The sequence below is a fragment of the Streptomyces sp. NPDC028314 genome (genome assembly GCF_055565795.1).
On sequence record NZ_JBVHTP010000009.1, the window covers coordinates 175,469 to 195,994 of the forward strand.

A 20,526-nucleotide genomic window follows, 5' to 3' on the forward strand; every position below is an offset into this window, starting at 1 on the left:
TTGCCCGGGCGGGGTTGCCCGGGCGGGGTTGCCCGGGCGGGGTTGCCCGGGCGGGGTTGCCCGGGCGGGGTTGCCCGGGCGGGGTTGCCCGGGCGGGGTTGCCCGGGCGGCAGCGCCCGGGCCGGGTCCAGCAGGCCCGCAGGGCGTCAGGCCGGGACGCGCCAGACGCTCAGGCGGCGTTCGATCGCGACGAGGAGCTGGTTGAAGGCCAGCCCGATCGCGGAGATCGTCACGATGCCCGCGTACATCTGGGGGATGGCGAAGTTGAACTGCGAGGCGTTGATCAGATAGCCCAGCCCCGCCTTCGCTCCGATCATCTCGGCGGCGACGAGGACCAGGATCGACACCGCCCCCGCCAGCCGGATCCCGGTGAAGATCGCCGGCACGGACGACGGCAGGATCACCTTCTGGAAGAGCCTCGGGGTCGACAGGTCCATCGACCGGGCCAGTTTCACGAGCGTCGGGTCCGCGTTGCCCACCGCGCTGATGGTGTTCAGCAGGATCGGCCAGACGCAGGCGTAGACGACGATGGACACCTTCGAGGTCTCCCCGATCCCCAGCAGCAGCACGAAGACCGGCAGCAGCGCGAGCGCCGCCGTGTTGCGGAAGACCTCCAGCAGCGGCCCGAGCAGGGCGGCGACCGGCCGGTACCAGCCGATGAGCAGGCCGAGCGGGACCGCGACGACGACCGCGATGCCGAAGCCGCCGAAGGAGCGGGCCAGGCTGGCCTTGGTGTGCTCGGCGAGCTGGCCGTCCCCGAGCAGCTCCCACCAGGCCTTGGCGACCTCGCTGACCGGCGGCAGGAACGTGGCGTCGACGAGGCCGAGCCGGGGCGCCGTCTCCCAGAGGGCGAGCAGGGCCAGGATGGCCGCCGAGCGCAGCGCGACGGCGCTCAGCCCGCGCCCGACGGCGGCCAGCGGGCCGCGCCCGGCACGCCGTACGGGGGCCTTGGCCGCGGCGGGCCCCGGCGTCGCGGCCTCGGCCGCTTCCGGCGCGGCCGCTTCCGGCGCGGCCGCTTCCGGCGCGGCGGGCTCCGGCGTGGCCTGCGGCTCCGGGCGCGCGGGCGCCCGTACGGGATCCGCGACCTCCGGCGGCGGTGTCAGGCCCGCCAGGGCGGCGGCGGTGATGTCGGTTCCGGTGGTCATACGGCGGCCTCCTCCTTCTCCAGTTGCTGGGCGCGGGCCACCTCGTCGTGGAGCAGGGTCCAGATCTCGTGGCGGTAGCGGGCGAACTCGGGGCTGGAGCGCAGGTCCTCGCCCGTGGCTCCGGCGGCGCGGTCCCCGAAGGAGACCGGGACGACCTCCTTGACGCGGCCGGGTCGGGAGGTGATGACGGCGACCTTCTGCCCGAGGTACACGGCCTCTTCGATGCCGTGCGTGATGAACACGATCGTCTTGCCGGTGCGCTGCCAGATGCGGCGCAGCTCGTCCTGGAGGGATTCGCGGGTCTGCGCGTCGAGCGCCGCGAACGGCTCGTCCATGAGCAGCACGTCCGGGTCGTACGCGAGCGAGCGCGCGATCGCGACCCGCTGGCGCATCCCGCCGGAGAGCTCGTGCGGATGCCGGTCCTCGAAGCCGGTCAGGCCGACGAGTTCCAGGAACTCCCGCGCCTTCGCCGTGCGTTGGCGTCGCGGGACGCCAGTCGCCTCCAGGCCGAACTCGATGTTGCCCAGCGCCGTCCGCCACGGCAGCAGCGCGTACTGCTGGAAGACGATGCCCCGGTCCAGGCCGGGCCCGGTGACCGGCTTGCCGTCGAGCAGGATCCGGCCGGAGGTCGGCCGGGTCAGACCGCCGAGGAGGTCCAGGAGGGTCGATTTGCCGCAGCCGCTGGGGCCGACGACGACGAGGAACTCGCCCGCCTCGATCTCCAGGTCGATGCCGTCGAGAGCGGTGAACTCCTCCCTGCCCCTCCTGTTCTTCCTGTCCTTGGTCGGGAAGGTCTTCGTCACGGATTCGAACACGATTTTCGCCATGGCAGCCGGTCAGCCCTTCCCCTGCGCGTTGAACTCGTTGGTGTAGAGGTCCGAGGCCTTGAGCTGGCCCTTCTTGACCTCGCCGCGGTCGCCCAGCCAGTCGAGCCAGAGCTGGAACTCCTTGTCCTCGATCCGGCCGCCGGTCTCGGCGACCCCGTACGAGTGCCAGTACTGGAGGGTCGAGGTGTCCTCGTTGCGCCCCCGCTTCTTGACGATCTCGGTCATCCGGGCGATGACCTCCTCCCGCGGGGTGGTGCGGGACCACTCGATCGCCTTGGCGACACCGGTGGTGAAGGTGCGGGCGGTGTCCGGGTTCTCCTTGATGAAGCGCTGGGTCATCACGTACGTGCCCGCGCTGAAGGCGCCCAGCAGCTCGAAGTCGGTGAACAGGGGGCGGATCCCGCCGGCCGCGAGGGCCTTGTCCCGCAGGACGCCGCCGAGCACGCCCACCTCGATCTGCTTCTGGCGCAGGGCCTGTTCGGTGTTGACGGGCGGGATGACGAGGGACTCCACCTTGCCCGCGTCGGTCTTGGAGAGGCCGTTGCGGCTCAGGTAGATGTCGAGGATGGCCTGGGAGTGCGCGCCCAGGGTGTTCATGCCGACCTTCTTGCCTATCAGGTCGCGGGCGGACCGGATCGGGCTGTCCTCCAGCACGTAGTAGCCGCTGTACGCGTACTGGTCGGAGCCGTAGTAGGAGACGACGGCCTTGATCGGGGCCTTGCTGGCGGCGAGTTTGACGACCGCGCCGTTGAAGGCACCTCCGAAGTGGGTCTGGCCGGTGGCGGCGGACTGGATGTCCTGGGGGCCGCTGATGGTGTTGCCGACCCAGTCGAGGGTGACGTCCCCGAGGTAGCCGAGGTCGGCGGCCAGTTCGGGCAGGGTGACCGCGCCGACCGCGCCCTGGTACTTGAGGGACTTGACCTGCTTGCCGGAACCGCCGGAGCCGCCGGAGGCGGTGGCCGTGCCGCAGCTCACCGCTGCCGCCGAGATGCCGAGCAGGGTCAGGAACTGGCGTCGGGAGGTGGAGCGCGTGGCGAAGGCTGCGGGCATGACGGGTCCTTGTCGGTTACGCGGGTCAGTGAGCGGAGGTGAGGGCGCTGGCCTCGGCGGCGCGCAGCGCGTCGGCGAACTCGTCGACGGCCTGGAAGAGGTCCAGTTCCGCCTCGGGCCTCAGCCGGTCGGGGCCGTCCCCGCGCTCCACGGAGGAGTCCAGGACGAACCGGCCGGCGGTGACGTGCCGGGCGCCGAGCGCGGAGAGGACCGGGCGCAGGGCGTAGTCGATGGTCAGTACGTGCGCGAGGCTGCCGCCGGTGGCGATCGGCAGGACGGTCTTGCCGGCCAGGCCGTCCTGCGGGAGCAGGTCGAGGAAGGCCTTCAGCAGGCCGGTGTACGAGGCCTTGTAGATCGGGGTCGCGATGACCAGGCCGTCGGCTTCGGCGACGGCCTCCAGGGCGCGGCGGATCTCCGGCTCGCCGCGGCGGGCGGAGAGGAGGTCGGCGGCGGGGAGCTCCCGTACGGAGAGGTGCGCGGTGTCGAACCCGGCGTGGGACAGGCGCCGCAGCACGTGGTCGGCGACGACGGCGGTGCGGGAGTGGACGGAGGGGCTGCCGGTGAGGGCGAGCAGTCGGGGCACGGGGCTCTCCTTGAGCGGCGGGTGGTCAGGCGGAGGTGGTGGAGGCGCCGGAGGCGATGCCGAAGGCCGGGTCCGGGACGGCCTCGGGGCTGATCAGCCGGGACGCGGCGCCGTCGGGTCCGACCGGGACGTCGCCGTCGACCGTCACGCGGCGCAGGGTGCGCTCGTGGTCGTCGGAGTCGTCGACGCCGTAGTGCTGGGTGGCGCGGTTGTCCCAGATCGCCACGTCGCCGGCCTGCCACTGCCAGCGGACGGTGTTCTCGGGGCTCTCGATGTGCGCCTGGAAGAGGTCCTGGAGGACGCGGGAGTCGCGGCCGGTGAGGCCCTGGATGCGCTGGACGAAGTTGCCGAGGAGCAGGGTGCGTTCACCGGTCTCGGGGTGGACGCGGACCACCGGGTGCTCGGTGAGGAACTTGGTGGAGGTGAACACCTCGCGGTACTGGGCGAGCGCCTCGGGGAGCGCGTCGGGCCTGAGCGCGGCGTAGTCGTACTCGTTGGAGTGCACGGCGCGCAGGCTGTCGGCCAGGGCGCGCAGCGGCTCGGGGAGGTGGGAGTAGGCGGTGGCGGTGTTGGCCCAGAGCGTGTTGCCGCCGTACGGGGGGATGGTGACGGCGCGGAGGATGGAGAAGGCCGGGTAGGCGGGTACGAAGGTCACGTCGGTGTGCCACTGGTTGGCGCGGGCGCCGTGGTGGGAGTCGATGCCGAGGGCGTAACGGCCGTCCGCGGAGGGCACGGTGGGGTGCGCGACCGGTGCGCCGAGCAGCTGGGCGAAGGCCTCGTGGCCGGCCTCGTCGAGGTGGTCCTGGCCGCGGAAGAAGACCACCTTGTGGGCGAGGAGGGCGGCGCGGATCTCGCCGACGGTCTCGGCCGGCAGCTCGCCGCCCAGGCGGACGCCGCCGATCTCGGCCCCGATCCGGCCGCCGATCTTGCTGACGGAGACAGCGGTGACAGTGGTCATGGGAACTCCCAGGTCAGAGATTTATTTCCGCAGAGGAAGAAATGCCGTGACGAAGACGGCTCGCTGCGCGCGGCAAGGCGGCGCGCACACGGGGAGACGGGCGATCGGCCGAGGCCGGCCAGGGGGTCACTCGACCCCGGGGGCGGCGCTCAGGCGCGGCGGGGGGCCGGACAGCGGCCCTGACACTCGCCCGGCGCGGTACAGAGGCCGGGGGTGTGGAGCCGCGGGGCGAGGTGCTCGATCGCGGACATGGCTCGGAGCCTGTCAGCGCCCCCGCCCGCGGTCAACCCCCGCCGGACTCCCCCCGCCGCACCTCGCCGGCCACCCCCCGCGCCCACCCTGACCAGCCGATTCCCCACCCCGGGAGCCCCCGGCACGACCCCGCCGACGGCCGAAAACCGTGGCCGGATTTCACGCCCCCGCAACGCCACCGCCATGTGCCCTGGCCGGGCGGGGAGGGGAGGGGGTCGGGGTGTCCCCGTGGCCCCGGGACCGTTGCCCTGGCCGGGCGGTTAACGGGTTCGGGTTGCCCCTGCGGGGCGGGGCTCGTTTGCAGCTCGGCTGCTGCGGGGCGCCTCAAGCGCCGGCCGGTGCCCTGGCCGGGCGGTTGAGCTGGTCGCCTGCGGCGCCGTTGCTTCCGGCCCCGGGCTGCGCCCGGGCGCCTCAAGCGCCGGCGGGGCTGGGTTTGGCTGCGGTCTGGGCGGGGTGCCGGTGGCGCCGACCGGGCTGGGTTTGGCTGCGGTCTGGGCGGGGTGCCGGGGACGACGCCGGGGTGGGGTGTGGTCCGGGGCAGGCATGATTTATGGCGCCCGATCCGAGTCCCCAGTCGCGGAGCGGCACAGGGCGCCAACAAATCACGTTTTAGCCCCGGACAACACCCCACCCCGACACCCCCGCCCACGAAGCCCAACCCCCACCGTGAGGGGCAAAGAACACCCGACCACCTGGGTCGGTGACGGGGCCGGGGTGGGGTGTCGACCGGGGCTAAAACGTGATTTGTGGCGCGCAGAAGCCCGAACTTCAAGGCCCTGAACAGGCGCCATAAATCATGCCCGCCCCGGACGACACCCCACCCCGGACCCGGCACCGACCCACCACCCCAGCCCCGCCGGCGCTTGAGGCGACCCGCAGCAGCCGAGCTGCAAACCGACCCGGCCCGGCACGGGCAGCCCGAACCCCGCCACCCGCCCGGCCAGGGCAACGGCAGCCGAGCTGCAAACAGGCCCGGGGCACCGGGGACACCCCGAACCCCGCCACCCGCCCGGCCAGGGCACCGGCAGCCGAGCTACAAACCGGCCCGGCCCGGCACGGGGCAGCCCGAACCCCGTAAACGCCCGGCCAGGGCACCGGCCCCGCCGGCGATTGAGGCGACCACGCTGCCGAGCAGCAGACCAAGCCCGGGGTACCGGGGACACCCCGAACCCCGGAAACCGCCCGGCCAGGGCACCGGCAGCCCGAGCTGCAAACAGGCCCGGCCCGGCACGGGCACCCCGAACCCCCCGTCAACCGCCCGGCCAGGGCAACGGCATGATCGGCCCCATGCCCCCTACCCCCGGCGACAGCCGCGCGGCCGCCAACGCCGCCACCGTCTTGCGGACCGTGCTCGAGCACGGCCCCGTCGCCCGCAGCGGGATCTCGACGCTGTGCGGTCTGAGCCCCGCCGCCGTCTCGCGGCAGACCACCGGCCTGCTCCGCGGCGGCCTGCTGCGCGAGCTCCCGCCCCCCGCCGCAGCCGCCGACACGGCCGGCCGCCCCCGGATTCCGCTCGACCTGCACACCGGCCCCATCGGCGGCCCCCTCGTGGCGGGGCTGCACATCGGCGTGCCGTCCTCCACCTTCAGCCTCGTCGACCTCCGCGGCCGGATCCTGGCCCGCCGCAACCTCCCCCACATCCCCCGCCAGTCCCCCGCTCCCGCCCACCTCGCCGGGGAACTGACCCGCTTCCTCCGCGACTCCGCCGCCCACACCTCCCGCCGCCCCCTCCTCGGCGTCGGCGCCGCCCTCGGCGGCTGGATCCGCCCCGCCGAGGGGGTCGTGGTCCGGCACGAGGCGCTCGGCTGGCACCACAAGCCCCTCGCCGCCGAGCTCTCCGCCGCCCTCGGCCTCCCCGTGCACGTGGACAACCACGCCCGCGCCGTCGCCCGCGCGGAAATCCTGTTCGGGCACCCCGCGGCCCGCCGCAGCCTGGTCCACCTCTTCATCGGCAACGTCGTCGACGCCGCGTTCGGGATCGAGGGCACCGTCCACCAGGGCCCCGGCGCCGCCGCCGGCGACGTCGCGCACCTCCCGGTCCCCGGGTCGCAGGCCCCCTGCGCGTGCGGACGTACGGGCTGCCTCCAGGCGACCGCGTCCGATACGGCCCTGGGAGCCGAGGCCGTGCGCCGCGGGATCGTTCCCGACCCGGCCATCGGTCTGATCGTCGACGCCGCCGCCACGGGCGATCCCCGCGCCGACCGGCTGCTGCGCGAGCGCGCCCGGGCGGTCGGGCGGGCCGCGGCCCTGCTGCTGGACATCTTCAACCCGGCCGTGATGCTGGTCTCCGAGCTGTCGAGCATCCTCCACGACGGCTACCTCGACGAGATCCGCGAGGCGGCGACCGCCCAGTCGCACGTCTGCGACGACCCCGCCCGGATCATCGCCCCGCACGCCGGTCCGGCCGTCCTCTCCGAGGCCTCGGCGACCGTCCTGCTGGGCCCGCTCTTCCAGGACCCCGCCGCCCTGACCGCCCCGTGACCGCCGCCCTGCCGTCGTCCCCCGTCCGCCGCCCCCGCCCCAACCCCTCCCCATACCCCTACCACGGAGTAACTCATAGCCTGACCTGCGAGTGCGAGATCACATCCGGCGGTTATGGTCTCGATTGAGCGGCCCCCCTAGCATTCGAGCCATGACGGTCCTGCCTGACGACGGGCTCTCCCTGGCCGCCGAGTTTCCTGACGCGACACATGAGCAGTGGCAGCGCCTGGTTGAAGGCGTACTGCGCAAGTCGGGCAAGGAAGCATCCGGCGAGGCAGCTGAAGACGCGTTGTCCACCACACTCGAGGACGGGCTCCGCACCCGCCCGCTGTACACCGCGCTCCCCGACGGGGAGGACACCGGATTCCCCGGTTTCGCCCCCTTCGTCCGGGGCGGCAAGCCCGAGGGGACCAGCGCGTCCGGCTGGCACGTCCTGCAGCGGCTCGCGGGTACCGACCCCGTACGGGTGAACGAGGCGGCCCTGGCCGACCTGGAGAACGGCACCACCGCCCTCTGGCTGACCGTCGGCCGCGCCGGCCTCCCGCTGGACGGGCTCGCCCGGGCCCTGGACGGCGTCTACCTCGACCTGGCCCCGGTCACCCTCGACGCCGGCGCCGAGTACGCCGACGCCGCCCGCGCGCTGCTGCGCCTGTACACCGAGCGCGCAGTTGCCCCGGAGGCCGCCCGCGCCTGTCTCGGCGCCGACCCGCTGGGCCACGAGGCCCGTACGGGTGAACGGCTCGACCTCGCCGAAGCGGCCGTCCTCGCGCACGGGACGGCCGAAGCCTGGCCCCACGTACGCACCCTGACGGCGGATGCCCTGCCGTACCACGAGGCGGGCGGCAGTGCCGCCGAGGAGCTGGGGCTGTCCCTGGCCACCGGCGTCGCCTACCTCCGCGCCCTCACCGAGGCCGGACTGAGCACCGAAGCCGCCTTCGGGCAGCTGGAGTTCCGCTACGCGGCGACCGCCGACCAGTTCCTCACCATCGCCAAGCTGCGCGCGGCCCGCCGCCTGTGGGCCCGGATCGGCGAGGCCTGCGGGGTCCCGGAGGCCGGCGCCCAGCGCCAGCACGCGGTCACCTCACCGGTGATGATGACCCGGCGCGACCCGTGGGTGAACATGCTGCGCACCACCGTCGCCTGCATGGCGGCGGGCGTGGGCGGCGCGGATTCCGTCACCGTCCTCCCCTTCGACCACGAGCTGGGCCTGCCGGACGCGTTCGCGCGCCGCATCGCCCGTAACACCTCCACGATCCTGCTGGAGGAATCGCACCTGGCACGGGTGATCGACCCGGCGGGCGGCTCGTACTACGTGGAGCAGCTGACCGACGAACTCGCGCACGCCGCCTGGGAGTTCTTCCAGACCGTGGAAAAGGCCGGCGGTCTGCCCGGCGCGCTGCGCTCCGGTCTGGTCGCCGAGCGGCTGGCCGCCACCTGGGCCGAGCGCTCCAAGAAGCTGGCCAAGCGCCGCGAACCCATCACGGGCGTCAGCGAGTTCCCGCTGCTGGCGGAGAAGCCGGTCGTCCGCGAGCCCGCGCCCGAGGGACCCACCGGGGGCCTGCCGCGCGTGCGGCGCGACGAGGCGTACGAGGCCCTGCGCGCCCGCGGCGACGCCCACCTGGCGGCGACCGGCGCGCGGCCGAGGATCTTCCTGGCCGCGCTGGGTCCGGCGGCCGCGCACACCGCGCGGGCCACCTTCGCCTCGAACCTGTTTCAGGCGGGCGGCATCGAGCCGGTGCACGACCCGGTGTCCGTGAACCCGGAGACGGCCGCCGCGGCCTACGCCGCCAGCGGCGCGGACGGCGTGGCCGTGGTGTGCTCCAGCGACGCGCTGTACGAGGAGCAGGCCGAGGCGGTGGCCGCGGCCCTGCGCTCGGCGGGCGCGACGACCGTGTTCCTCGCCGGGAAGCCCGGCACCGCCGGTCAGGCCGTGGACGAGTACGTCTTCGCCGGCTGCGACGCGGTCGCCGTGCTGTCCTCCGTACTCGACCGGATGGGAGTGGCGTCTTGAGCAGCATCCCCGACTTCTCCGAACTCGCACTGAACGGCTCCGGACCGGCCGCCGGGTCCGAGGAGCAGTGGCGGACCGCCGTCAAGGAGTCCACCGGCACCGGCGTCTCCGACCTGCTGTGGGAGACCCCGGAGGGCATCGGCGTCAAGCCGCTGTACACCGGGCGGGACCTGGAGGGCCTGGACTTCCTGCGGACGTACCCGGGCGTGGCCCCGTACCTGCGCGGCCCGTACCCGACGATGTACGTGAACCAGCCCTGGACGATCCGGCAGTACGCCGGATTCTCCACGGCCGAGGAGTCGAACGCCTTCTACCGGCGCAACCTGGCGTCCGGCCAGAAGGGCCTGTCGATCGCGTTCGACCTGCCGACGCACCGCGGTTACGACAGCGACCACCCGCGCGTCACCGGCGACGTCGGCATGGCGGGCGTGGCGATCGACTCGATCTACGACATGCGCCAGCTGTTCGACGGGATCCCGCTGGACAAGATGACGGTGTCGATGACGATGAACGGCGCGGTGCTGCCGGTCCTCGCGCTCTACATCGTGGCGGCGGAGGAGCAGGGCGTCTCCCCCGACAAGCTCGCCGGGACCATCCAGAACGACATCCTCAAGGAGTTCATGGTCCGCAACACCTACATCTATCCGCCGAAGCCCTCGATGCGGATCATCTCGGACATCTTCGCGTTCACCTCGCAGAAGATGCCGCGCTACAACTCGATCTCGATCTCGGGCTACCACATCCAGGAGGCCGGCGCGACGGCCGACCTGGAGCTGGCGTACACGCTCGCGGACGGCGTGGAGTACCTGCGGGCCGGTCAGGCCGTCGGGCTGGACGTGGACGCGTTCGCGCCGCGGCTGTCGTTCTTCTGGGCGATCGGCATGAACTTCTTCATGGAGGTCGCGAAGCTGCGCGCCGCCCGCCTGCTGTGGGCGCGCCTGGTCAAGCAGTTCGACCCGAAGAACGCCAAGTCCCTGTCGCTGCGCACGCATTCGCAGACCTCGGGCTGGTCCCTCACCGCGCAGGACGTCTTCAACAACGTCACCCGCACCTGCATCGAGGCGATGGCCGCGACCCAGGGGCACACGCAGTCGCTGCACACCAACGCCCTGGACGAGGCCCTCGCCCTGCCGACGGACTTCTCGGCGCGCATCGCCCGCAACACCCAGCTGCTGCTCCAGCAGGAGTCGGGGACCTGCCGGTCGATCGACCCGTGGGGCGGCAGCGCGTACGTCGAGAAGCTGACGTACGACCTGGCGCGGCGGGCCTGGCAGCACATCGAGGAGGTCGAGGCGGCGGGCGGCATGGCGCAGGCCATCGACGCGGGCATCCCGAAGCTCCGGGTGGAGGAGGCCGCGGCCCGCACCCAGGCGCGGATCGACTCCGGCCGGCAGCCGGTGATCGGCGTGAACAAGTACCGCGTGGAGAACGACGAGCAGATCGACGTGCTCAAGGTCGACAACTCCTCGGTGCGCAGCCAGCAGATCGCCAAGCTGCGGCGGCTGCGCGAGGAGCGCGACGAGGCGGTCACGCAGGACACGCTCCGGGCGCTGACGAACGCGGCCGGCCGCGGTGACGGCAATCTCCTCGCGCTGGCGGTGGACGCGGCGCGCGCCAAGGCCACCGTGGGTGAGATCTCCGACGCCCTGGAGAAGGTGTACGGGCGGCACGCGAGCCAGATCCGTACGATTTCGGGTGTGTACCGCACCGAAGCAGGCGAGTCCCCGTCCCTGGAGCGCACCCGTGCGCTCATCGACCGGTTCGAGGAGGCGGAGGGCCGCCGTCCGCGCATCCTGGTCTGCAAGATGGGGCAGGACGGTCACGACCGCGGCCAGAAGGTGATCGCGTCCGCCTTCGCCGACCTGGGCTTCGACGTGGACGTCGGCCCGCTGTTCCAGACTCCGGCGGAGGTGGCCCGCCAGGCCGTCGAGGCGGACGTCCACGTGGTGGGCGTCTCGTCGCTGGCGGCCGGCCACCTGACCCTCGTACCGGCGCTGCGGGAGCAGCTGGCGGAGGAGGGGCGCGAGGACATCATGATCGTGGTGGGCGGGGTGATCCCGCCGGCGGACGTGCCCACGCTGCTGGAGATGGGCGCGACGGCGGTCTTCCCGCCGGGCACGGTGATCCCGGACGCGGCCCACGACCTGGTGACGCGGCTGGCCGCGGATCTCGGGCACGAGCTGTAGGCGGGCGTCGATGCCGAAGATCGACATCGAGGCCTACGCGAAGGGGGTGCTCGACGGGAAGCGCGCGTTCATCGCGCGCGCCATCACCCTCGTCGAGTCCACCCTGCCCGCTCACCGGGCGCTGGCGCAGCAGCTGCTGACGGAACTGCTCCCGCACTCGGGGCGGGCCCGGCGGATCGGCATCAGCGGTGTGCCGGGGGTGGGCAAGTCCACGTTCATCGATGCGTTCGGCACGATGCTGACCGCGCTGGGGCACCGGGTGGCGGTGCTGGCCGTCGACCCCTCGTCGACGCGTACGGGCGGCTCCATCCTGGGCGACAAGACCCGGATGGAACGGCTGTCCGTGGACCCGGCGGCCTTCGTCCGCCCCTCGCCCTCGGCGGGCACGCTGGGCGGGGTCGCCAAGGCGACCCGGGAGTCCATCATCGTGATGGAGGCGGCCGGGTACGACGTGGTCCTCGTCGAGACGGTCGGTGTCGGCCAGTCGGAGACGACGGTGGCGGGCATGGTCGACTCCTTCCTCCTGCTCTCCCTGGCCCGTACGGGAGACCAGCTCCAGGGCATCAAGAAGGGCGTGCTGGAGCTGGCGGACGTACTGGCGGTCAACAAGGCGGACGGCCCGCACGAGCGCGACGCGAAGGCCGCCGCGCGTGAACTGGCGGGCGCGCTGCGCCTGATGCACCCGGCCGACGCGGCCTGGACCCCGCCGGTCCTGACCTGCAGCGCGCGGGAGTCGGCGGGTCTGGACGAGATCTGGAACCGCCTGGAGCAGCACCGCCGCCTGCTGGACGCGGGCGGCCGCCTGGCGGCGAAGCGGGCCGCGCAGCAGGTGGAGTGGACCTGGTCGATGGTCCGCGACGAGCTGCTGGAGCGCCTGCGCGCCAGCCCGGCCGTACGGGAGCTGGCTCCGGACCTGGAAGCCTCGGTCCGCGCGGGCACCCTGACGCCGACCCTGGCGGCGGACCGCATCCTGGGCGCGTTCAGCGGCGCCTGACCAAACACCGGGAACGGCGAAGGGCGGGGACCGGGTCCCCGCCCTCCCCACACCCGGTTCACGCGTCCAGCCGTCAGGCCTCGACGAGCACCGGGCCCTCGGCGGACAGCGTTTCGCGCAGCACCCGTACCCGCTCGCCGGGCTCATCGGCGGCCAGCAGCGCCGCCAGTACGGCGATCCGCGCCTGCCCCGCCCGCAGCGTGCCGGTCGGCACGGCCCCGGCGGCCACCAGGTCCACCGCCCCGCCGTGCGTGTAGATCTCCGTCACCGGGCCGGCCGCGACCCGCGTGGTCAGCGCGACCAGCACGCCCCGCGCCACGGCGCCCCGTACCGCCTCCACGATCTCCGGGGTCGCGTTGCCGGCCCCGGTGCCGATGAGGACGATGCCGCGCGCCCCCGCCTCGACGGCGGCGTTCAGCAGGACCGGGTCGCCGTCGGCGTGGTGCATCACCATGTCCACGCGCGGCGGCAGCTCCGGCATCGCGGGCAGCGCGAGCGGGGCCGGCCGCTGCGGCTTGCGCAGCATGGCGACCTTGCCGAAGCCGATCTTGCCGAGCAGTTCCTTCGAGGGGTCGGCGAACGCGTCCAGGGCCACGGCCTGCGTCTTCACGGTCCCCCGCGCGGCGTGCACCCGTCCGGCGAAGGTGATCAGTACGCCGAGCCCGCGCGTGGTGGCGGCGGTGAGCAGCGCGTCGTAGAGGTTGCCGGGCCCGTCCCCGTCGGCGGAGCCCATGGGCAGCTGCGAGCCGGTGAACACGACCGTGCGCGGGTCGTGGTGGTGCAGGTCGACCAGGAAGGCCGACTCCTCCAGGGTGTCGGTGCCGTGCGTGACGACGATGCCGTCGACGCCGGGGTCCGCGAGCACCTCGTGGACGGTGCGCAGCAGGGTGAGCTGGTGGGCGGTGGTGAGCCGGGGGCTGTTCACGCTGAACAGGTCGACCACCTCGACGCTGATCCCCTCGGGCAGCGGAGCGGTGGCCATCACCTCACTGCCGTCGGCATCGGCGGCGAAGCCGGATCCCTTCCAGCGACTGGCTATCGTCCCGCCCGTGCTGATGACGACGATGCGTCCCATGCCCGCCCTTCCCCTCACGCTACTCGTACAGAATTCCTATATACGGCAATGATAGTGAGATCTACGCGCAATACGATTGCCTCTTTAAGCTCTCACGTAACACTCACTGGGTGATAATTGCGCAATGGACGCCATCGATAGAGAAATCTTGCGCGAGCTCCAGCAGGACGGTCGCCTCAGCAACCAGGAGCTGGCCCAGCGCGTGGGCCTGACCCCCTCCCCCTGCATGCGCCGGGTCCGCCAGCTGGAGCAGGACGGGGTGATCCAGGGGTACCGCGCGGTCATCGACCCCGAGGCCGTGGGCCGCGGCTTCGAGGTCCTGGTCTCGGTCGAGGTGCGCCGCGACCGCGACGCGGTGGAAGCCTTCGAAGCCGCCCTCCAGGACATCCCCGACGTCATCGAGGCCTACCGCCTCTTCGGCAGCCCCGGCTGCCTGCTCCGCATCGCGGTGGCCGACCTGCGCGCGTACGAGCGCCTCTGGATCGAGCAGCTGACCGCCCTCTCCGGAGTCACGGAGGTCAACTCGCAGATCATCATGAAGCGCATCAAGGACCACACGGGCCTCCCGGTCACCACCTGACCGCCCCCAACCACGCAACAGGCCCGGCCGCATCCACAGATGCGACCGGGCCCGCTGAAGGAACGCTCCGCTCACTCAGCCAATTCAGGCGTCCTCGCGCACCGGCTCCAGGATCGCCACGCACTCCACGTGGTGCGTCATCGGGAAGAGGTCGAAGACGCGGAGCGTGCGGACGCGGTAGCCGTTCTCCTTGAAGTAGCCCAGGTCCCGGGCCAAGGCCGCCGGGTCGCAGGCCACGTAGGCGATGCGGCGGGCGGAGAGGCCCGCGATGTGGCGGACGGTCTGCTTGCCGGCGCCGGCGCGGGGCGGGTCCAGGACGACCAGGTCGCACTCGGTGATGCCGGTCTTCGGGAGGATCTGCTCGACCTTGCCCTGCTCGACGCGGACCCGGGGGAAGTCCGCCAGGTTGTGCCGGGCGTCCTCGACCGCGCGCTTCGTGGACTCGATGCCGAGCACCGCGCCCGTGTCGCCGAGGCGCTCCGCCAGCGCGCCCGCGAAGATGCCGACGCCGCAGTAGAGGTCCAGGGCCATCTCACCCTTGCGCGGCATCAGGCCCTGCATGACGGCCTTGATCAGGGTGTCGGCGGCCTGCGGGTGGACCTGCCAGAAGCCGCCCATGCCCACGCGGTACGTACGGCCGTCCGCGCGCTCGCGCACGAAGGGGCGGCCGTGGACCCGGTGGACCCCGCCGTCCTTCTCCTCGACCCGCAGGACCGAGACCGGCTTGTCCAGCTCGACGAGCGGGAGGCGGCCGCCGGGACGGGGAGTGAGGACGACCTGGCGGTCCTGGGAGCCGGTCGCCGCGATCGCCTCGACCGACGCCATCTGGGGCCAGTCCTGCTGCTCGATGCCCAGTTCGCTGACGCCGGGAGCGGCGATCATGCAGCGGTCGATCAGCTCGATGTCGTGCGAGCGGTGCTTGCGCAGGCCCACCCGCCCGTCCTCGTCGATCGCGAACTGGACCCGGGTGCGCCACTGCGGCACCTGCCCGGCCGGGAGCTTGTCGCCCTCGGCCGGCATGACCGTGCCGTCCCAGCCGGCCTCCTCCGGGGTGAGCCCGGCGAGCCGCTTCAGCTGCTCGGCGACGACCTCGCCCTTGAGCCGGCGCTGGGCGCCCGGCTTGGCGTGCTGCCAGTCGCAGCCGCCGCACTTGCCGGGACCGGCGTACGGGCACGGTGCCTCGACGCGGTCCTTGGAGGCGTCCAGCACGGTGATGGCGTCGGCGCGCAGGAAGCGGGAGTCCGTCTCGCCTTCGGTCACGCGCGCGACGACCTTCTCGCCGGGCAGTGCGTGGCGGACGAACAGGACCCGGCCCTCGGCGGTGCGGGCGATGCAGTGGCCGCCGTGCGCGACGGGACCGACCTCGACCTCGTACTCCTCCCCGACCAGTGACTGCTTCTCGTTCTGCTCGGTCATGGTGGGGAGACTCCAAAAAATGAAAAAAGGGAACGGCCGGACGACCGACCCACCAGTTTACGTGGATCTCGTCCGGCCGTTCACCAACCGGGGTGCGGCCTCCGTCCGGGCTACTTGCCCGCGTTGTCCTTCGGCCGCGGCCGCGGGGTGTCCACCGGCCCGCGGCGCACCGCGCCCGGGGCGTTCCACTCCTGCCGCTTCTTCGCCCGCCGCTTGGCGAGCTCCGAGGACTCCAGCTGGTACGGCACCGAGGTGACCATCACGCCGGGCGTGAAGAGCAGCCGGCCCTTGAGCCGCAGCGCGCTCTGGTTGTGCAGCAGGTGCTCGTACCAGCGGCCGACGACGTACTCCGGGATGTACACGCTGACGGCGTCGCGCGGGTTCTCGCTGCGCAGGCCCTTGACGTACTCGACCACCGGGCGGGTGATCTCGCGGTACGGGGAGTCGAGGATCTTGAGCGGGACGTTGATGCCCCGCCGCTCCCACTCCTCGCGCAGGGCCTTGGTCTCGGCCGGGTCGACGCTGATGCTCAGCGCCTCCAGGGTGTCCGAGCGGGTCAGCTTGGCGAAGGCCAGGGCCCGCAGCGTGGGCTTGTGGACCTTGGAGACCAGGACGATCGAGTGGACCCGGGAGGGGCGCACGCTGTCGTCGCTCGGGCCTTCGGCGGCGGCGATCTCCGCGGCGACCCGGTCGTAGTGCTTGCGGATCGCGGTCATCGTTCCGTAGAAGATCACCATGCCGAGCAGGGCGACCCAGGCGCCGTGCGTGAACTTGGTGGCCAGGACGACGACCAGCACCAGGCCGGTGAAGATCGCACCGAAGGTGTTGATGGCGCGCGAGCGGTGCATCCGGCGGCGGGCGGCCTGGTCCCGCTCCGTGCGCAGGTGGCGGTTCCAGTGCCGGACCATGCCGATCTGGCTCAGCGTGAAGGAGACGAAGACGCCCACGATGTAGAGCTGGATCAGCTTCGTCGAGTCGGCGTCGTAGACCCACACCAGCAGCATGGCGGCGCCCGCGAGCAGCACGATGCCGTTGGAGAAGGCGAGCCGGTCGCCGCGGGTGTGCAGCTGGCGCGGCAGGTAGCGGTCCTGGGCGAGGATCGAGCCGAGCAGCGGGAAGCCGTTGTACGCGGTGTTCGCGGCCAGGAACAGGACGAGCGCGGTGGCCGCGGCGAGGACGATGAAGAGGAAGCTGCCGGCGCCGAAGACGGCCTCGGCCACCTGGGAGATGACCGGGTGCTGGACGTAGTCGGGGCCGACCGGGGTGCCGTCCTCCAGCAGGTCGGTGGCGGGGTTCTCCGACATTCGCACGTTGGTGGCCATGGCCAGGCCGATGATCCCGCAGAACATGGTGACGGCCAGGCCGCCCATGAGGGCGAGGGTGGTGGCGGCGTTCTTGCTCTTGGGCTTGCGGAAGGCGGGCACGCCGTTGCTGATGGCCTCGACGCCGGTGAGGGCGGCGCAGCCGGAGGAGAAGGCCCGCAGCAGCAGGAAGACCAGCGCGAAGCCGGCCAGCCCCTCGTGCTCGGCCTTGATCTCCAGATCGGCGGTCGGGGCCTCCATGGTGTCCCCGAGGACGATGCCCCGCCAGGCACCCCAGGCGATCATGACGAATACCGCTCCGACGAAGATGTACGTCGGAATGGCGAAGAGGTTCCCCGATTCCTTCACGCCGCGCAGATTCATCAGCGTGAGCAGCAGAATCATGATCATCGCCGAGAGCACCTTGTGCTCGATCACGAAATCGACGGCCGAGCCCAGGTTCTCCACCCCGGAGGAGATGGAGACGGCGACCGTGAGGACGTAGTCGACGAGCAGGGCGCTCGCCACGGTGAGACCCGCCTTGGGCCCGAGGTTGGTGTTGGCGACCTCGTAGTCGCCGCCGCCGCTGGGGTAGGCGTGGACGTTCTGCCGGTAGGAGGCGACGACGGTGAACATGAGCACCACGACCGCGAGGGCGATCCAGGGGCTGAAGTGGTACGCCGACACACCCGCGATCGACAGGACCAGCAGAACCTCGCCCGGGGCGTAGGCCACGGACGAGAGCGGGTCGGATGCGAAGACGGGGAGGGCGATCCGCTTGGGGAGGAGCGTTTCTCCGAGGCGGTCGCTGCGTAGCGCCCGGCCGATCAGGATCCGTTTGGGCACGTCGGTCAGTTTGGACACGCAGAGGATCGTAAGCGTTCGAAATCTGCCTGACGAACCCCCCGCCCCATTACAAGGCAATCCGCAGCCAATGAGGCGCCACCTGCACCCCAAATGGTCACACCGGTGACCGCCCGTGTGTAGCTTGGGCCATGGTCTGAGACCCTGTTTAGCCAGAGCATGCAATGAGGCTGGTCATCAGCGAGCCGCTGTCAGCCGGAAGGACGGCCGTGCACATCGTCATCATGGGTTGCGGAAGAGTGGGCTCCGCCCTCGCGCAGACCCTGGAACAGCAGGGTCACACGGTCGCGGTCGTCGACCAGGACCCCACCGCATTCCGTCGACTGGGGGCATCGTTCGGCGGCCGCCGCGTCACGGGGGTCGGCTTCGACCAGGACACCCTGCGGGAGGCCGGCATCGAGGAGGCAGGCGCCTTCGCGGCCGTCAGCAGTGGTGACAATTCCAACATCATCGCCGCCCGCGTGGCCCGCGAGATGTTCGGCGTCGAGAACGTCGCCGCCCGCATCTACGACCCCAAGCGCGCCGAGGTCTACCAGCGCCTCGGCATCCCCACCGTCGCGACCGTACGGTGGACCGCGGACCAGATGCTGCGCCGGCTGCTGCCCTCGGGCGCGGAGCCGCTGTGGCGGGACCCGAGCGGCGGTGTCCAGCTCGCCGAGGTGCACACCTCCCCGGCCTGGATCGGGCACAAGGTCAGCAAGCTCCAGGAGGAGACCGGGGTCCGCGTCGCCTTCATCACCCGTCTGGGCGAGGCCGTCCTGCCCACTTCGGCAACCGTGCTCCAGGAGGGCGACCTCGTCCACGTGATGATGCGCACGGACGAGATCGACAAGGTCGAGGCGGCCTTCGCCGAGGGTCCTGAGGAGGCACACGCATGAGGGTCGCTATCGCCGGAGCGGGCGCCGTCGGCCGCTCCATCGCGGGTGAGCTGCTGGAGAACGGCCACGAGGTGCTGCTGGTCGACAAGGCGCCGACCGCCATCTCCGTGGAGCGGGTGCCTCAGGCCGAGTGGCTGCTGGCCGACGCCTGCGAGATCACCTCGCTGGACGAGGCCGCGCTGCAGCGCTGCAACGTGGTCATCGCCGCCACGGGTGACGACAAGGTCAACCTGGTCGTCTCCCTCCTCGCCAAGACCGAGTACGGGGTCCCCCGGGTCGTGGCGCGGGTCAACAACCCGAAGAACGAGTGGCTCTTCAACGAGTCCTGGGGCGTCGACGTCGCGGTCTCCACTCCGCGACTGATGTCGGCCCTGGTCGAGGAGGCCGTCAGCGTCGGCGACCTGGTGCGGCTGCTGCGCTTCAGCCACGGCGACGCCAACCTGGTCGAGCTGACCCTGCCCGCCGACTCCTCGGTCGCGGGTACGCAGATCAGCGAGATCAGCTGGCCCGAGGACACCTCGCTCGTCACGATCATCCGCGGCAACCGGGTGCTCACCCCGCACGGCGAGGAGACCCTGGAGCCGGGCGACGAGCTCCTCTTCGTGGCCGCCCAGGCCCGTGAGGAGCAGCTGGAGGACCTCCTCCAGGCCCGTCACCCGTGACGCGGCGGCACTGACGCGGGAACAGGCGAAGGGGCGGGGCGGCCATCGGGCCGCCCCGCCCCTTCGCGTTGGTGTGCGCGTACCTCCGCCGTCCGTCAGCTCGCGGCGGACTTACGGGCCTTCTCCGCGGCCTCCTCGGCCTCCCACTCCGCGATCACGTCGATCGGCGGCGGCGCCTTCGCCAGGAACACCCACGTGAAGTAGACCGCCAGCACCATCGGCGGCAGCTTCAGCGCGATCAGCACCCAGCCCAGCTGCGTGTCGTCCCCCCACCAGTACAGCGGGAAGAGGATCGCGTACTTGGCGAGGAAGATGAGCCCCCACGCCAGGCTCGCCTTGGTGTACGCCTTCTTGCGCCCGGGGTTGCGGGTCCGCCACGACAGGTTCTCCTTGAACACCGGTCCGAGGATCACCCCCAGCAGCGGGAAGCCCACCAGTGCCGAGATCGTGAACGCGGCGCCCAGACCGACGCCGTAGATCATGCCGGGCAGGTAGAAGCCCTTGGCGCTGCCCGTGAAGAGGGCGAAGGCCACGCCCACGCCCACGCCGAAGACCCCGCTGAAGGCGTGCTTGACGGTGTCCTTGCGCGCGAGGCGCACGATCACCAGCAGCACCGCGACGGCGCCCGCCGCGATGGCGGACCACTGCACGTTCTTGTTGATCGTGTAGATCATCACGAAGAGCAGCCCGGGAAGCATCGTCTCCACGGTGCCCCGGATACCGCCGAAGGCGTCGAAGAGCGCCGCCTGGGTCACTGCCTTCTGGTCCGCCGCGGGTTCCGGCTGCGCCGGCGTGGTCGGTTTGTCGAGTGACGTCACCGGTTACAGCTCCTGTCCGAGCGGTCGGAGTTCGTACTTCGGGTTGAAGAGCACCCGGCGCCCATGGCTCATGGAAATCCGCCCGGAGGCGATCATGCGGCGGCCGGGCTCGATTCCCACGATCGAGCGACGCCCGAGCCACACCACGTCCAGCGCGGCCGAGCCGTCGAACAGCTCCGCCTCCAGGGCCGGGACGCCCGCGCGCGGCCGCAGGGTCACGGTACGCAGGGTTCCCGTCACCTTGACGATCTCGCGGTCGTGGCAGTCGCAGATCCGTCGGCACCCCGCGGCTTCTGCGTCCTCCTGCAGCTCCGCCGAATGCAGCTCCTCCTGGGAGGTGGAAAGCCGCTCTATCATCCGGCGGAACCGGCCCGCCGGCCTGACCGGTTTGGCGGACTTCTCGGGACGCGGTTCAGCACTCATACAGGAAGCGTACCGGCGCCCC

General features: G+C 72.0%; 17 protein-coding genes. 7 read left to right on the forward strand and 10 right to left on the reverse strand.

Annotated features, from left to right (window positions below):
* Window positions 1–146: 146 nt before the first annotated feature.
* The 5 genes from ACZ4TG_RS21700 to ACZ4TG_RS21720 are packed head-to-tail and all read right to left on the reverse strand — an operon-like array spanning window position 147 to window position 4,563.
* A complete protein-coding gene (locus ACZ4TG_RS21700; protein WP_468165173.1) occupies window positions 147–1,145 on the reverse strand; it encodes an ABC transporter permease in 999 nt (332 codons plus the stop codon).
* Window positions 1,142–1,972 carry an ABC transporter ATP-binding protein gene (locus ACZ4TG_RS21705; protein WP_468165175.1) on the reverse strand — a complete coding sequence of 277 codons (831 nt, stop codon included), beginning with the start codon at window positions 1,970–1,972 and terminating at the stop codon, window positions 1,142–1,144. Before ACZ4TG_RS21705 ends, ACZ4TG_RS21700 begins: the two co-directional genes overlap by 4 nt.
* 9 nt (window positions 1,973–1,981) lie before the next feature.
* Complete coding sequence (locus ACZ4TG_RS21710; RefSeq protein WP_468165177.1) at window positions 1,982–3,022, reverse strand: ABC transporter substrate-binding protein; 1,041 nt, start codon at window positions 3,020–3,022, stop codon at window positions 1,982–1,984.
* Window positions 3,023–3,047: 25 nt separating this feature from the next.
* Entirely contained in the window at window positions 3,048–3,605 is a 558-nt protein-coding gene (gene ssuE, locus ACZ4TG_RS21715) for an NADPH-dependent FMN reductase (RefSeq protein WP_468165179.1), read from the reverse strand.
* A 25-nt stretch (window positions 3,606–3,630) separates the two neighbouring features.
* Window positions 3,631–4,563 (reverse strand): TauD/TfdA dioxygenase family protein, encoded by a 933-nt coding sequence (locus ACZ4TG_RS21720; protein WP_468165181.1) that lies wholly within the window; start codon window positions 4,561–4,563, stop codon window positions 3,631–3,633.
* 1,539 nt (window positions 4,564–6,102) lie between these two features.
* On the opposite strand from ACZ4TG_RS21720, the gene ACZ4TG_RS21725 reads away from it, so the two are divergent.
* From ACZ4TG_RS21725 to meaB, 4 genes are all read left to right on the forward strand, one after another.
* Window positions 6,103–7,296: an ROK family protein gene (locus ACZ4TG_RS21725; RefSeq protein WP_468165183.1), complete on the forward strand. Its 1,194-nt coding sequence runs from the start codon at window positions 6,103–6,105 to the stop codon at window positions 7,294–7,296.
* 151 nt (window positions 7,297–7,447) lie between these two features.
* Window positions 7,448–9,307, forward strand: coding sequence for a methylmalonyl-CoA mutase family protein (locus ACZ4TG_RS21730; RefSeq protein ID WP_468165185.1), 1,860 nt, complete (start codon window positions 7,448–7,450; stop codon window positions 9,305–9,307).
* The gene (scpA, locus tag ACZ4TG_RS21735) at window positions 9,304–11,493 is read left to right on the forward strand and encodes a methylmalonyl-CoA mutase (RefSeq protein ID WP_468165187.1); all 2,190 of its coding nucleotides are present in this window, start codon (window positions 9,304–9,306) and stop codon (window positions 11,491–11,493) included. Before ACZ4TG_RS21730 ends, scpA begins: the two co-directional genes overlap by 4 nt.
* A 10-nt stretch (window positions 11,494–11,503) precedes the next feature.
* Window positions 11,504–12,487, forward strand: coding sequence for a methylmalonyl Co-A mutase-associated GTPase MeaB (gene meaB, locus ACZ4TG_RS21740; protein WP_468165189.1), 984 nt, complete (start codon window positions 11,504–11,506; stop codon window positions 12,485–12,487).
* A gap of 73 nt (window positions 12,488–12,560) precedes the next feature.
* Here the strand turns inward: meaB and ACZ4TG_RS21745 are convergent, their stop codons facing one another.
* Entirely contained in the window at window positions 12,561–13,562 is a 1,002-nt protein-coding gene (locus ACZ4TG_RS21745; protein WP_468165191.1) for an asparaginase, read from the reverse strand.
* 124 nt (window positions 13,563–13,686) lie between these two features.
* Between ACZ4TG_RS21745 and ACZ4TG_RS21750 the strand changes: the two genes are divergently transcribed.
* Entirely contained in the window at window positions 13,687–14,142 is a 456-nt protein-coding gene (locus tag ACZ4TG_RS21750) for an Lrp/AsnC family transcriptional regulator (RefSeq protein ID WP_468165193.1), read from the forward strand.
* An 84-nt stretch (window positions 14,143–14,226) separates the two neighbouring features.
* Here ACZ4TG_RS21750 and ACZ4TG_RS21755 read toward each other — a convergent pair whose 3' ends face one another.
* Window positions 14,227–15,558, reverse strand: coding sequence for a class I SAM-dependent RNA methyltransferase (locus tag ACZ4TG_RS21755; protein ID WP_468165195.1), 1,332 nt, complete (start codon window positions 15,556–15,558; stop codon window positions 14,227–14,229).
* A gap of 110 nt (window positions 15,559–15,668) precedes the next feature.
* Window positions 15,669–17,723, reverse strand: coding sequence for an APC family permease (locus ACZ4TG_RS21760; RefSeq protein WP_468165197.1), 2,055 nt, complete (start codon window positions 17,721–17,723; stop codon window positions 15,669–15,671).
* A 209-nt stretch (window positions 17,724–17,932) separates the two neighbouring features.
* On the opposite strand from ACZ4TG_RS21760, the gene ACZ4TG_RS21765 reads away from it, so the two are divergent.
* Both ACZ4TG_RS21765 and ACZ4TG_RS21770 read left to right on the forward strand, forming a co-directional pair.
* The gene (locus ACZ4TG_RS21765) at window positions 17,933–18,601 is read left to right on the forward strand and encodes a potassium channel family protein (RefSeq protein ID WP_468165199.1); all 669 of its coding nucleotides are present in this window, start codon (window positions 17,933–17,935) and stop codon (window positions 18,599–18,601) included.
* Window positions 18,598–19,263 (forward strand): potassium channel family protein, encoded by a 666-nt coding sequence (locus tag ACZ4TG_RS21770; RefSeq protein WP_468165201.1) that lies wholly within the window; start codon window positions 18,598–18,600, stop codon window positions 19,261–19,263. The genes ACZ4TG_RS21765 and ACZ4TG_RS21770 overlap by 4 nt, the downstream gene beginning before the upstream one ends.
* Window positions 19,264–19,358: 95 nt before the next feature.
* On the opposite strand, the gene ACZ4TG_RS21775 is transcribed toward ACZ4TG_RS21770, so the two are convergent.
* The gene (locus ACZ4TG_RS21775) at window positions 19,359–20,081 is read right to left on the reverse strand and encodes a DUF3159 domain-containing protein (RefSeq protein ID WP_468165203.1); all 723 of its coding nucleotides are present in this window, start codon (window positions 20,079–20,081) and stop codon (window positions 19,359–19,361) included.
* A 3-nt stretch (window positions 20,082–20,084) separates the two neighbouring features.
* The gene (locus ACZ4TG_RS21780; RefSeq protein WP_468165205.1) at window positions 20,085–20,504 is read right to left on the reverse strand and encodes an OB-fold nucleic acid binding domain-containing protein; all 420 of its coding nucleotides are present in this window, start codon (window positions 20,502–20,504) and stop codon (window positions 20,085–20,087) included.
* Window positions 20,505–20,526 lie beyond the last annotated feature (22 nt).